The following is a 12439-nucleotide window of genomic DNA, read 5'->3' as shown; positions in this document are numbered from 1 at the left end:
TGCGTGGTCGAGGTGTCTCGTGGTGCTCGTGGTGTTCGTGCGCGCCGCATCGTGCGTGCTGCGGCGTGCCCGGCCAGTCTTTGAACTGACCGGTCAGTTCAAAGTATGCCGCAGTCCCGGCCCCGGCCGCCAATCGCCCCCGCCCCGTCTGGCCGCCGGTGGCCTTTGCGCAGGTCAGCGCGGATTGTCAGTGGCATGCTCCACGATGTGTGCATACGACCGGTTCGGCCGTACGGCGCCGAACCGGCAACCGCCGACGGGAGGTTGATGCAGCGATGCGACCTTCGACGCGACCCACCGCGGGAGCCCGCCACGCGGCCCCGCAGCCCATGACGCCGTCCAACCCCGCACCCGTCCCCGCGCCCACCCCCGCACCCGTCCCCTCGTCCGGTCCCGCGTCCACCCCGCAGCCCACGACACCGCCCCCGGGTGCCCCCGGCCGGCCCCGCGACCCCCACGACATCCACCCCGTGCTCCGCCGCGCGAGCGCACCGCCGGCCGCCCTCGACCTGCTCGCCCAGGCCCAGCACGGTCTCGACGAGGCCGCCGCCATGGAAACCGCCAACGAGCGGTACGCCACGGCACACCTCGCGGCGCTCCGCACCGCCGCCGCCGTCCTCGCCGTCCGCGGCAGGCCCGAGGCGCGGACCGCCCCCCGGCGCGGCGCCCCCGCCCGCCGTCCCCGCCGCCCCGCCATCCGCAGCGCCTGGGAACTTCTCCCCGAAGTCGCCCCCGAACTCGCCGAATGGAGCGCTCTGTTCGCGGCCGGCGCCGCCCGCAGGGCCCGCGCCGAAGCCGGTATCACGGGCGCCGCCACCTGGGCCCAGGCCGACGAGCTCCTCCACCACGCGGGCATGTTCCACCGCCTGGTGGAGCGCATGCTCGTCACCCAGCCCGCCTTCCCCCACCCACGCACCGCGCCCGGTGACGAGCCCGCGGCCCGCGCCCCGCACCCCGGTGACCGCCGTGCCGGGTGAGCCGGAGCGGCCCGGCCGGCGCACCGGCCGGGACCGGGCCCCGCCCTGGGGCCCCGCCGGGCGAGTGCGCGGGCGAGGAGGCAATAGGCTGGGATCCGCCCGTCACTGAGCCGAGGAGCAGCCGCATGTCCCGCCCGAGCGCATCCCTCCGTACAGCAGTGGTCTGGGACGTCCTGCGAGGAGCCCTCGACCAGCGCGCCAAGCTGTCGGACCGCGCCGAGCTGTCCGTCCTCGACACCGGAGGCGGCACCGGCAACTTCGCCGTGCCCGTGGCCCGTCTCGGCCACCGCGTCACCGTGGTGGACCCCAGCCCCAACGCCCTCTTCGGCCTGGAGCGCCGCGCCGCCGAATCCGGCGTCGCCGAACGGGTACGCGGCGTGCAGGGCGATGTGCGCGGCCTCTTCGACGTGGTCGAGCGCGGCGCCTACGACGTGGTGCTCTGCCACGGCCTCCTGGAGTACGTCGAGGACCCGGCCGACGGGCTGCGCAACACCGTCGCCGCCCTGCGGCCCGAGGGCGGCACCCTCAGCGTGCTCACCTCCGGGCTGGGCGGCGCCGTGCTGGCCCGGGCGCTGGCCGGCCACTTCACCGAGGCACGGCACGCCCTCACCTCGCCCGGCGGCCGGTGGGGCGAGGGCGACCCCATGCCCCGCCGCTTCACCCCGGAACAGCTCACCGCGCTGATCACCAGCACCGGGCTGGAGGTGATCTCCCTGCACGGGGTGCGGGTCTTCGCCGACCTGGTGCCCGGCGCCCTGGTGGACACCGAACCGGACGCGCTGGAAGCCCTGGCCCGGCTGGAGGCGGCTGCCGCGGAGCTGCCCGACTTCCAGTCCGTCGCCAGCCAGCTCCACGTCCTCGCGGAGGTCCCGCCCCGGCCCACCGCCGGCCCCGCCGCCTGACGGCCGCCGGGCCACCGTCCCCGCCCGCCGGGGCAGTGGGCCCGGTCCCGTCCGTCGCGCGCGACGCCGGGCCGCCGGCCGTTTCCGCGGGCGGGGTGCCACCGCCGCGCGCCGGGGAGGACCGTCGTGGCAGGGGCCTTTCTTCGCCGGCCCGTTCCGTGGCTACGCCCCGTATGATCGAGGTACACCGTCCGGCATGGCGGAAAGGGGGCGCGGGAATGTACGGAACACGCCTTCGCCACCCCCGTCCGGCATGTCGGGTGTGGTGGGAGGAACTGGCGGAGAGGGGCGGGTTTCACGGGGGCGATTCCCTGCCTATCCTTGAAGGGTCGCATCCGGTCGCCCCCGCGACCGACGAGTAGGAGGACTCCGTGCCGCTCTCTGAGCACGAGCAGCGGATGCTCGAGCAGATGGAGCGAGCGCTGTACGCCGAAGATCCCAAGTTCGCGACAGCGCTCGAGGGAAGTGAGCTGCGCCGGTACACCCGCAAGCGGGTCTACCAAGCGGCGGCGGGCTTTCTGGTGGGTATCGCCCTCCTCATGGCCGGCATGGTCGCCCAGCAGCCCTGGATCAGCGTCGTCGGCTTCCTCGTGATGCTGGGGTGCGCCGTCCTCGCCGTGACGAGCTGGCGGAAGGCGCCTAAGCAGGGCGAGGGCGCGGGCAGCCCGGGTCCGGCCTCGGGCCGCCGGCAGCAGCCACGGGCCCGCAGGTCGATGATGACCCGCATCGAGGAGCGCTGGCAGCGCCGCCGTGACGAGGGGCACCACTGAGACGCCGCTGAGTCACCGCCGAGCCCGGTGGCGTCACACCCGTCGCGCCCGGCACGCTTCCCGCCGTACGGCGGGACGGCTTTCCCTTCCTCGTTGACTTTCCGCTGACGTCCCCTCCCGTCCCGTGACCGAAGGCGCCGGATTCCGGAGTCCACCGGCGCCCGGTTCACGGTCTCGCAGGGAGGGCCCCGGCGGAGGGAACAGCGTTCACCGGCCCCGGCCGGTTTGAGACAGCCCCCGGTCACCACGACCGGGGGCTGTCTCGTTTCCTCATTTCGCGAAGCGGGGTGTCAGCCGGGACCGGACCGCCCGCAGCCGGCCGGCGGCGGCCCAGCGCAGCCGGGCCGTGGACGGCGGCAGCAGCAGGGCGCGGAGCCGTACCCGGCGGGGCGCCGCGGCCCGCAGCCCGGCGTGCACGCGCCGTACCTCGTCGGCCAGTCCGGGAGTGGCGCGGGGTACCGGGGCGTAGAGCACCTGCTCCACCGCGAGCGCCACCCGGTGCGCCGCGGCCGTCTCCTCCGGGCCCAGTTCACCGATCCGGGCGATCCGGGCGGCGGCGTTCCGCGGGGTGGCCGCCTCCTGCGGGACCACGCCGTAGTCCCAGGCCGTGTCGATCATCTCCTGCCAGGCGTCGCGGACCTGAGCGGTGGCGGCGGCGATCTCGTCGTCGTGCGTGCCGGCCGGGGACCCGTCGGCCGGGGACATGCGGCCCGGCGGCGGTTTCTCCCCGGCGGCGGACGCCCCACGTGCCGGCCGGGCTGCGGGCCGCAGCCGCCGGGCCCGGCTGCGCAGCCGCAGCAGCATCGGCAGTACCAGCAGCAGGAGCAGCACCAGCGCCCCCGCGGCGATGCCCACGGCGGCCGGGAGGGGGAATCCCTTCTCGGAGCCGCCGGAGCCGGGCAGCGGGTTCGCCAGTCCGCACTCGGGGTCGGACCGCTTCTCCTGTGCGGTGCACCGGTCGTCGTCCGACGGGCTCGGCGCGGGCCGGTCGGCCTGGCCCCGGTCGGGCAGCTGCTCGCCGGTGTCGCCGTCGGAGTCCGGGGTGTTCGGCTGGGCGTAGGAGGGGGTGGTGCCCCGGGTCGGGGTCGGCTCGAAACGGGTCCAGCCCACGCCCTCGAAGTACAGCTCCGGCCAGGCGTGCGCGTCCTGGAGGCCGATCTCCATCTTGCCGTCGCCCCGCGCCGTGCCGGGCGTGAAACCGACGGCGACCCGCGCCGGGATGCCCAGGGTGCGCGCCATGGAGGCCATGGCGAAGGAGAAGTGGATGCAGAAGCCCTCCTTCTCCTGGAGGAACTTGGTGATCGCGGCGGTGCCGCTGCCGGCCTGCACCTGGGTGTCGTAGCTGAAGCCGCCCTTGACGGCGAACCAGTCCTGGAGCAGTACCGCCCTGTCGTAGTCGTCCTCCGCGCCCCGCGTGACCCGGCGGGCGGTCTCCCGTACGACATCGGGCAGCGAGTCGGGTACGGCCGTGTACTCGCGGCGCAGCGCCGCGGGCGGCTCGGGTGCGTTCCGCAACTGCTCGGCGGTGGGCCGCACCTGGATGCTCTCCACGTCGTAGCGCACCCCGCGGGTGGTCTGTCCGTCGTAGCCGACCAGGGTGCGGCCCTCGGGCTCGAAGCGCCACTTGCCCTCGATCCGTACCCGGTTCGCCGGGTACGGCATGGGCAGCCAGTCCTGCGCGTACCACTCGCCGGCCTTGACGGTGCTGCGCACCTTGTCGGTCCGCACGCCCGGGGCCAGCCCGCGGGGGGTGGGCATCGGGTCGGGCACCTCGCCGATGCGCCGCTCCGAGGGCTTCCACGCGGAGCCGTCGAACTTGTCGAGGGCGACGATCCGCATGTAGAGGTCCTGGGTCTCCTCGCTGTCGGTCGAGTACACCAGGGCGGTGCGGTTCTCCGGCTGGTTGAGGCTGTCCTGGAGGGCCACCAGCGGATTGACGGCCGAGATCGTCCCGCCGCCCTTCCCGCCCTGGCCGCCCGAGTCACGGGCCGCCTCCAGCAGCCCCCCGCCGAGCGAGGGCAGCGCCGCCGGCACCAGCAGCGACAGCCCCAGTGCGAGCACTCCGATACGGCGTCCGGTCCGCACGGGCACTGTGGCCGCCCCGCGGACGGAGCCGGGCTGGTACGGGGCGGAGCCGGGCCGGGACCTGTCGGTGAAGACGCGGCCCCACTGGGACAGCCGCTCCCGGCCCTCCGCCAGCAGGAGCAGCAAGTAGCCGCCCGCGGCGCACAGGAACCACAGCCAGCGGGCGCCCGACTCGGACAGGCCCGCGGCCACCGAGTAGAGCGCCAGCAGCGGCAGTCCGGCGGGGGCCGCGCTGCGGAAGGTGACGGCCAGCATGTCCACCAGCAGCGCGATGACCAGGACACCGCCCACCAGCATCAGCCGGATGCCGTCGGTGACGGGCGCCGGTATGGCGTACTGGCTCACATCGTCGGCGCCCTGCCGCAGCAGCTCCCCGAACCGTACGAAGACTCCCGGGACGGGCACGAAGCCGCCCGGCGCGTACTGCCGGGCGAAGACGAGTGTGAGCAGCAGCAGGGAGACGACGGCCTGGGCCGCCACCGTGACCGCTCCGGGCAGCGGCACCCGGCGGGCCGCCGCGCCCACCCCCGCCTGGATGCCGACCAGCATCGCCGCCTGGAGCAGCCAGGTGGCCGGGTCCACCAGTGGCAGCAGCGCGCAGGCCGCGGCCAGGGTCGCCAGCGCGGCGCAGACCGCGAGCCGTGCCCGTCCGCTCATCACTCCCGCCCCCTCATGTCACTCCCGTCCGGCTCCGCCGGTGCGGCCGGCCTCCTGCCACAGCGCGGCCACCGAGATGCCGGGGCCGCCCGGCAGCGCCGTCCATCCGGCCTCGCTCAGCGCCCGCAGCGGCCCGTCGGCGCCCGGGTCCGCCGCGCCGCCGGAGCCCAGGCCCGCTGAGGTGCCGCCGGGGCCGGCCGCTTCCGGGGGCCCGGGGGCCGCCAGGAAGGCCACCGCCCGTCCGGCGCGCTGCCGCATCCGGGCCACGGCGAGCGTCTGCTCCTCGTCCAGTCCGCCGAGGAACGCGACGAGCAGCCCCTCGCGTCCCGCCGCCCCGCCGCGCAGCATCTCCCAGGCGCCGGACAGGTCCGGGCGTTCGGAGTGCGCGACCACGGCGAGCGTCTCCAGCAGCAGCCCCGCGGTGTTCGCGGTGTCGGCGATGCCGGCGCGGTCCGCCGAGAAACCTCCGCCGTCCGGGCCTGGCGCTGCGGCACCTGTGTCGGTCAGCAGCCGCACCGAGTAGCCGCGCTCCAGCAGATGGAGGCAGACCGAGGCGGCGCCGGCCACCGCCCATTCGAAGGGCGAGTCGGGTCCGGCCCCCGGGTAGGCGGTGCGGCGGGTGTCCAGCAGCACGGTGCAGCGGGGCTGCTGCGGCTGCTCCTCGCGGCGCACCATCAGCTCGCCGTAGCGGGCCGTCGAGCGCCAGTGGACGCGGCGCAGGTCGTCGCCGTGCCGGTAGCCGCGCGGGATCACGTCGTCGTCACCGGCCAGCGCCGGCGCGCGGCTGCGTCCCTCGCCCAGGCCGCTGGTCTCCCCGGCCGTCCGGCCGGCCGGGAGCGTCTCGGTCGGCGGCACCACGGTGAGGGTGTCGTAGGTGGAGAACGACGAGGTCAGCTCGCACATGCCGAACGGGTCGGTCAGCCGGAGCTGGAGCGGCCCCAGCGGGTAGCGGCCCCGCATGTCGGAGCGCACCCGGTAGGACACCTCGCGCCGCCCGCCCGGCTCGATGCGGTCCAGCATGAAGCGGGGGCGCGGGCCCAGCACGTAGGGCACCCGGTCCTGGAGCATCAGCAGTCCGGTGGGCAGCCGGGAGACGTTCTCGATCCGCAGCCTCACCCGTGCCTCGCTCCGGGCCGGCACCCGCGCGGGCGACAGTCTGCGGTAGGCGGCGACCCGGTAGCGGGTGCGGTGCAGTACCAGGACGCACACCAGGGGCAGCGCCGCCAGCAGGGCGCCCACCCGCAGCAGTTCCTGCTGGCCCAGCGCGTAGGCGCAGACGACCGCCGCGAGGCCCGCCGCCAGGAACGACCGCCCCCGGGTGGTGAGCCCGCCGAGCGCCGCGCGCAGCGATCCGCGCCGCGTCCCCTGCGCGCCGCCCGCGCCCTGCCCGGGGGCGCCGGGTGTGCCGGACACCCCGGCCGGAGCACCGTGCCCGTGCGGGGCCGGGGCCGGGCCGGGCTGCGGGCCCTCGGCGGTGCCGGGGGGTCTGCCGGGCGGAGGCGGGGGAGGGGACTGGGCGGGCATCAGTAGCCCCGGGTGCCGCCGTGCTGCGGCGGCTGCCCGTAGGGCGCGGGCGGCATCCCGGGGGCTGCCGGGGTGCGGCCGACGGCGGGGACCGGCACCCGCTGGACGATCTCCGTCACCACCTGCTCGGCGGTACGCCGGTTCAACTGCGCCTGGGCGGTGGGCAGCAGACGGTGGGCCAGCACCGGGGCGGCCAGCGTCTGGATGTCGTCGGGCAGCGCGAACTCCCGTCCCGCCAGCGCGGCGGCGGCCTTGGCGGCGCGCACCAGGTGCAAGGTGGCGCGCGGCGAGGCGCCCAGCCGCAGCTCAGGGTGTGCGCGGGTGGCGGCCACCAGCTCGACCGCGTAGCGCCGTACGGCGTCCGAGACGTGCACGCCCCGCACGGTCTCGATCAGCTTGACGACGTCGTGCGCGTGCGCCACCGGCCGCAGGTCCTGAAGCGGTGAGGTGCTGCCGTGCACGTCGAGCATCTCCAGTTCGGCGGCCGGGCTGGGGTAGCCGATCGAGACGCGGGCCATGAACCGGTCGCGCTGGGCCTCGGGCAGCGGGTAGGTGCCCTCCATCTCCACCGGGTTCTGGGTGGCCACGACCATGAACGGGTCGGGCAGCTCGTAGGTCTGCCCGTCGATGGTGACCTGTCTCTCCTCCATGGACTCCAGCAGCGCCGACTGGGTCTTGGGCGACGCCCGGTTGATCTCGTCGCCGATGACGACCTGGGCGAAGACCGCGCCGGGCTTGAACTCGAAGTCCTTGCGCTGCTGGTCGTAGACGCTGACCCCGGTGATGTCGGAGGGCAGCAGGTCGGGGGTGAACTGGATGCGCCGCACGGAGCAGTCCACGGAGGCGGCCAGCGCCTTGGCGAGCATCGTCTTGCCGACGCCCGGCACGTCCTCGATCAGCAGGTGGCCCTCGGCCAGCAGCACCGTCAGGGAGAGCCGGACGACCTCGGGTTTTCCCTCGATCACCGACTCGACACAGCGCAGCACCTCGCCCGCCGTGGCGCTCAGCTCACTCAGGTTCGCCCGCTCGTCATAGGTCGTCACCGGCCCTCCTCGGCCCCGTCCCCGTTCATACCGGCCCGCCGCGTACGCCGGCGCGTCCGCACCACCGGGCCCCGCATTGTGCGCTGTTGCTCATTCTTCACGGCGAGGGGGCCTCCCGTCACTCTCCCGGGTTATCCCGCGGGGTCAGCCGACCTCGCGGAGCAGGCCCGTCGTCACGTCGAAGACGAAGCCGCGCACATCGTCCCGGTGCGGCAGGAACGGCGAGGTCCGCACGCGTGCGAGGGACTGCCGCACGTCCTGGTCGATGTCCTTGAAGGACTCCACGGCCCAGGACGGGCGCTGCCCCACCTCCAGCTCCAGCTCGTGGCGGAAGTCCTCGGTCAGGTCGAGCAGCCCGCAGCCGGTGTGGTGGATGAGCACCACCGAGCGGGTGCCCAGGGCCCGCTGGCTGATGGTGAGGGACCGGATGGTGTCGTCGGTGATCACGCCACCGGCGTTGCGGATGGTGTGGCAGTCGCCCAGCCGCAGACCGAGGGCGGCGTGCAGGTCGAGCCGGGCGTCCATGCAGGCGACGACGGCGACGCGGCGCACCGGCCGGGCGTCCATACCGGGGTCGGTGAACTTCCGCGCGTACTCCTGGTTGGCGGTGACGAGCTCGTCGGTCACGGAGCCGGTGGACTCGGGCCGGGGCGCTGTTGTGGACATGGATACGACGGTAGACGCACCCCGGCGGCCCGGCCCGCGCGGAGGGGGTGGAAGTGGAGCGGCCGGAAGGGTGTGAGGTAACCCACAGGGGTCACCCGGAGCTCGTCCGTCCGTACGGCACCACCGGGCGGACCGGGCCGCTGGCCGTTCGCCGCGATCTTCGGCGGATCGTGTGTCAGCCGCGGTCAGGACGCGCCTGGTCCCGTAGTTGACCGAGGGGACGAGTGGACTAAAGTGGCGCGAAGTGGGAGGCGACATCTCTCCCCCAGGACCCCCGAATCCCCTCGCGTGCGCGGGCGCGCACGTGCGGCTCGGCCTCCTCCCGCTCCCGGCCTCCGGCGCTCACCGGCGCGGGCGGGCCACTCCCCTTCGAGCGGGCGGGGACCAAGGAGCATGTGCACGGTGCCCGCCAGATCTGAGAGGGCACAGTGACCACCAACGAGCGGCCCGTCGGCGAACTGCACACCCCGGTCATGCTCCGGCGCACCCTGGACCTGCTCGCCCCCGCGCTCGAAACACCCGGCGCCACCGTCGTGGACTGCACCCTGGGCATGGGCGGTCACAGCGAGGCCCTGCTGTCCGCCTTCCCCGCCGTCCGCCTGATCGGCCTCGACCGGGACCCGGCCGCACTCGAACTCGCGGGCGAACGCCTGGCCCCCTACGCCGACCGGACCAGCCTCGTGCACGCCGTCTACGACGAGCTGCCCGACGTCCTGGCGCGGCTGGGCGTCCCCACGGTCCAGGGCGTCCTCTTCGACCTCGGCGTCTCCTCCCTCCAGCTCGACGAGGCCGACCGGGGCTTCGCCTACGCGCAGGACGCACCGCTGGACATGCGGATGGACCAGACGAAGGGGCTCAGCGCCGCCGAGGTCCTCAACACCTACGCGCCGGGCGACCTCGTACGCATCCTGCGGGCCTACGGGGAGGAGAAGCAGGCCCGCCGCATCGTGGCGGCCGTGGTGCGGGAGCGCGAGAAGGAACCGTTCACCCGCAGCGCCCGGCTGGTCGAGGTGATCCGCGAGGCGCTGCCGCAGGCCGCCAAACGCACCGGCGGCAACCCCGCCAAGCGCACCTTCCAGGCGCTGCGGATCGAGGTCAACGGGGAGCTGGCGGTGCTGGAGCGGGCGCTCCCGGCGGCGCTGGACGCGCTGGCCGTCGGCGGGCGCATGGTGGTGCTGGCCTACCACTCGCTGGAGGACCGGCTGGTCAAGCAGGTCTTCGCGGGCGGCGCCAGCAGCACGGCGCCGCCCGGGCTGCCCGTGGTGCCCGAGCAGTACCAGCCGCGGCTCAAGCTGCTGACCCGCGGTGCGGAGCAGGCGTCCGAGGAGGAGATCGCCCAGAACCGCCGGGCCGCGCCGGTCAGGCTGCGGGCCGCCCAGCGCATCCGGGAGGCGGGTTGACCCCGACGTCCGCGCAGCAGCGTCTCGCCCGCCTGACCGGGCTGGTCCCGGCCAGGAACGCCCGCGTGGCGCGGCGCACCCCCTTCGTGCTGCTGATCGTCCTGCTGCTGGGCGTCGGGCTGCTCGCCCTGCTGCTGCTGAACGCCGCGCTCAACAAGGGCTCGTTCCAGCTGAGCAAGCTGGAGCGGGAGACCGAGGAGCTGACGGACCGGCAGCAGGCGCTCCAGCAGGAGGTGGACGGCTACTCGGCCCCCGACAGGCTGGAGAAGCGCGCCCGTGAGCTGGGCATGGTCCCCAGCGGCAACCCCGTCTTCCTCCGCCCGGACGGAACCGTGCGGGGCATCCCCGACAGCGCACCGGACAGCGGGAGGGTGGGCCCGTGAGCGAACGTTCCCGCGGACAGGGGGAGGGCGGCGGCCGGCGTGACCCGCGCCGTGTGCCGCGTCCCGCACAGCCGGGCCGTACCGCCCGTACGGGCGGCTCCGCGGCGGGCAGGTCCGGCGGCGGACGTCCGGCACCGGGCGGCCGGCCGGCGCGCGGTGCGGGGCAGCGTCCGCCGCAGGGCGGCGCGCTGCGGCTGGCCCGCCCCAGACCCCGGCTGCGGCTGGTCGCGGTCGGCCTGACGCTGGTGATGCTGGTCTTCACCGTCCGGCTGCTCCAGGTGCAGGCCGTGGACGCGAGCGCCTACGCGAGCAAGGCGGCCGTCAACCGCTACATCACCGTCCCGCTGGCCGCCGAGCGCGGCACCATCACCGCGCGGGACGGCTCGGCGCTGGCGACCACGGTGGACGCCTACGACATCACGGCCGACCCGTATCTGTTCACGCCCGAGCAGACGAAGATCAAGGACGCGCCCGAGCGGGCCGCCCGCATCCTCGCCCCGCTGCTGGGCGAGGAGCGTGCCGAGCTGGCCGAGAAGCTCTCCCGGCCCGACACCCGCTACGTGCTGCTCGCCCGCCAGCAGACCCCGCAGACCTGGCGCAAGATCAAGAAGCTCAAGCAGCAGCTCGCCGCCCGCGCCGCGCGCAGCCCGGAGGGTGAGCGGCCCAATGTGCTGGCGGGGGTCTACCAGGAGAAGCACGCCAAGCGCGTCTACCCGAACAAGGAGCTGGCCGCGCCCGTCCTCGGCTTCGTCAACGCCGAGGGCAAGGGCGGCGCCGGCATCGAGGTGATGCTCGACAAGAAGCTGGCCGGCGAGAACGGGAAGATCACCTACGCCCAGTCCGGGGGCCGCCAGGTCCCCACCGCGGGCGTCCGCGAACAGGCGGCCCGGCCGGGCTCCGACATCGAGCTGACCCTGGACCGGGACATCCAGTGGGCGGCCCAGCGGGCCATCGGCGACCAGGTGCGCGACTCGCACGCCGACAGCGGGTACGTCGTCGTCCAGGACACCCGCACCGGGCAGCTCCTCGCCATGGCGAGCGCACCGGGGTTCGACCCGAACGACATCGGCCGGGCCAAGGTGGACTCCTTCGGCGCGGCGGCGGTGCAGGACGCCTACGAGCCGGGGTCCACCAGCAAGGTCATGTCGATGGCCGCCGTGCTGGAGGAGGGCCGGGCGACCCCCAGGACGGCGGTGACCGTCCCCAACCGGCTCAAGCGCGCCGACCGCTACTTCGCCGACGACGTCGACCACCCCACCTGGCACCTGACCCTCAACGGCGTCCTGGCCAAGTCGAGCAACATCGGCACCATCCTGGCCACCGAACAGCTGGGCAGCACCCGCAAGCAGGCCAACAAGGTCCTCTACCACTATCTGCGCGAGTTCGGCATCGGCCGCCCCACCGGCCTGGGCTTCCCCGGCGAGACCGACGGCCTGCTGGAGAAGCCGGAGAAGTGGAGCGCGTCCCAGCAGTACACGATCCCCTTCGGGCAGGGCCTGTCCCTCAACGCCGTCCAGGCCGCCTCCATCTACTCGACGATCGCCAACGGCGGTGAGCGCATCGACCCCACCCTGGTGCGCGGCACCACCGGGCCCGACGGGCGCTACCAGCCCGCCGACCCGCCCGGCAAGCGCCGGGTCGTCAGCGAGAAGACGGCCAGGACACTCGCCCGGATGCTGGAATCCGTCGTCTCCGACATGGAGGGCACCGGCACCACCGCCAAGATCCCCGGCTACCGGGTCGCCGGGAAGACGGGTACGGCCAACCGGGTGGATCCCAAGACGGGCCGCTACCACGGCTACACCGCCTCCTTCGCCGGTTTCGCGCCCGCCGACAAGCCCCGGGTGACCGTCTACTGCGCCGTCCAGAACCCGAAGAAGGGCAGCTACTTCGGCAGCGACGTCTGCGGCCCCGTCTACAAGAAGGTCATGAAGTTCTCCCTCAAGACCCTCCAGATCCCCCCGACGGGGAACAAGCCCGCGCGGCTCCCCGTATCGGCCGGGAAGGACCGGAAGCACTGAGCCATGCGCCA

Annotated in this window: 10 protein-coding genes; 6 read left to right on the top strand and 4 right to left on the bottom strand. The window is 74.5% G+C overall.

The window, feature by feature from the left end; genetic code table 11:
- The first annotated feature begins 329 nt into the window (after window positions 1-329).
- The 3 genes from IO40_RS0109065 (at window position 330) to IO40_RS0109055 (ending at window position 2649) form a co-directional block, all read left to right on the top strand.
- On the top strand, window positions 330-977 hold the full coding sequence (locus IO40_RS0109065; protein ID WP_041968637.1) for an SAV_6107 family HEPN domain-containing protein: 648 nt from the start codon (window positions 330-332) through the stop codon (window positions 975-977).
- 125 nt (window positions 978-1102) lie between these two features.
- The gene (locus IO40_RS0109060) at window positions 1103-1879 is read left to right on the top strand and encodes a methyltransferase (protein ID WP_016468469.1); all 777 of its coding nucleotides are present in this window, start codon (window positions 1103-1105) and stop codon (window positions 1877-1879) included.
- Between the two features lie 371 nt (window positions 1880-2250).
- On the top strand, window positions 2251-2649 hold the full coding sequence (locus IO40_RS0109055) for a DUF3040 domain-containing protein (protein WP_016468468.1): 399 nt from the start codon (window positions 2251-2253) through the stop codon (window positions 2647-2649).
- 270 nt (window positions 2650-2919) lie between these two features.
- Here IO40_RS0109055 and IO40_RS0109050 read toward each other — a convergent pair whose 3' ends face one another.
- The 4 genes from IO40_RS0109050 to IO40_RS0109035 all read right to left on the bottom strand — a co-directional run bounded on the left by IO40_RS0109050 (window position 2920) and on the right by IO40_RS0109035 (window position 8624).
- Complete coding sequence (locus IO40_RS0109050; protein ID WP_031175228.1) at window positions 2920-5391, bottom strand: transglutaminase TgpA family protein; 2472 nt, start codon at window positions 5389-5391, stop codon at window positions 2920-2922.
- Between the two features lie 18 nt (window positions 5392-5409).
- On the bottom strand, window positions 5410-6915 hold the full coding sequence (locus IO40_RS0109045; RefSeq protein ID WP_031175227.1) for a DUF58 domain-containing protein: 1506 nt from the start codon (window positions 6913-6915) through the stop codon (window positions 5410-5412).
- Window positions 6915-7958 (bottom strand): AAA family ATPase, encoded by a 1044-nt coding sequence (locus tag IO40_RS0109040; RefSeq protein WP_016468465.1) that lies wholly within the window; start codon window positions 7956-7958, stop codon window positions 6915-6917. Before IO40_RS0109040 ends, IO40_RS0109045 begins: the two co-directional genes overlap by 1 nt.
- A gap of 144 nt (window positions 7959-8102) precedes the next feature.
- Window positions 8103-8624 (bottom strand): beta-class carbonic anhydrase, encoded by a 522-nt coding sequence (locus tag IO40_RS0109035; RefSeq protein ID WP_016468464.1) that lies wholly within the window; start codon window positions 8622-8624, stop codon window positions 8103-8105.
- A 428-nt stretch (window positions 8625-9052) separates the two neighbouring features.
- On the opposite strand from IO40_RS0109035, the gene rsmH reads away from it, so the two are divergent.
- Genes rsmH through IO40_RS0109020 form a run of 3 tightly spaced genes read left to right on the top strand, consistent with a single transcriptional unit; the run spans window position 9053 to window position 12428 of the window.
- A complete protein-coding gene (gene rsmH, locus IO40_RS0109030) occupies window positions 9053-10024 on the top strand; it encodes a 16S rRNA (cytosine(1402)-N(4))-methyltransferase RsmH (protein ID WP_030406146.1) in 972 nt (323 codons plus the stop codon).
- Window positions 10021-10407 (top strand): cell division protein FtsL, encoded by a 387-nt coding sequence (gene ftsL, locus IO40_RS0109025; RefSeq protein WP_016468462.1) that lies wholly within the window; start codon window positions 10021-10023, stop codon window positions 10405-10407. Before rsmH ends, ftsL begins: the two co-directional genes overlap by 4 nt.
- Window positions 10404-12428, top strand: coding sequence for a peptidoglycan D,D-transpeptidase FtsI family protein (locus tag IO40_RS0109020; RefSeq protein ID WP_106967404.1), 2025 nt, complete (start codon window positions 10404-10406; stop codon window positions 12426-12428). The genes ftsL and IO40_RS0109020 overlap by 4 nt, the downstream gene beginning before the upstream one ends.
- The last annotated feature ends 11 nt before the right edge of the window (window positions 12429-12439 follow it).

This window comes from Streptomyces albus subsp. albus (assembly GCF_000725885.1).
In the GTDB taxonomy this organism is placed as follows: Bacteria; Actinomycetota; Actinomycetes; order Streptomycetales; family Streptomycetaceae; genus Streptomyces; species Streptomyces albus.
Note: the sequence above shows the minus strand (reverse complement) of the source record. Positions and strands in the feature narration are given on the sequence as shown.

Excerpts from the sequence above, each read along its gene's own strand:
- IO40_RS0109065 (WP_041968637.1), top strand. The coding sequence starts at position 330 with ATGACGCCGTCCAACCCCGCACCCGTCCCCGCGCCCACCCCCGCACCC.
- IO40_RS0109060 (WP_016468469.1), top strand. The coding sequence starts at position 1,103 with ATGTCCCGCCCGAGCGCATCCCTCCGTACAGCAGTGGTCTGGGACGTC.
- IO40_RS0109050 (WP_031175228.1), bottom strand. The coding sequence starts at position 5,391 with ATGAGCGGACGGGCACGGCTCGCGGTCTGCGCCGCGCTGGCGACCCTG.
- IO40_RS0109045 (WP_031175227.1), bottom strand. The coding sequence starts at position 6,915 with ATGCCCGCCCAGTCCCCTCCCCCGCCTCCGCCCGGCAGACCCCCCGGC.
- IO40_RS0109035 (WP_016468464.1), bottom strand. The coding sequence starts at position 8,624 with ATGTCCACAACAGCGCCCCGGCCCGAGTCCACCGGCTCCGTGACCGAC.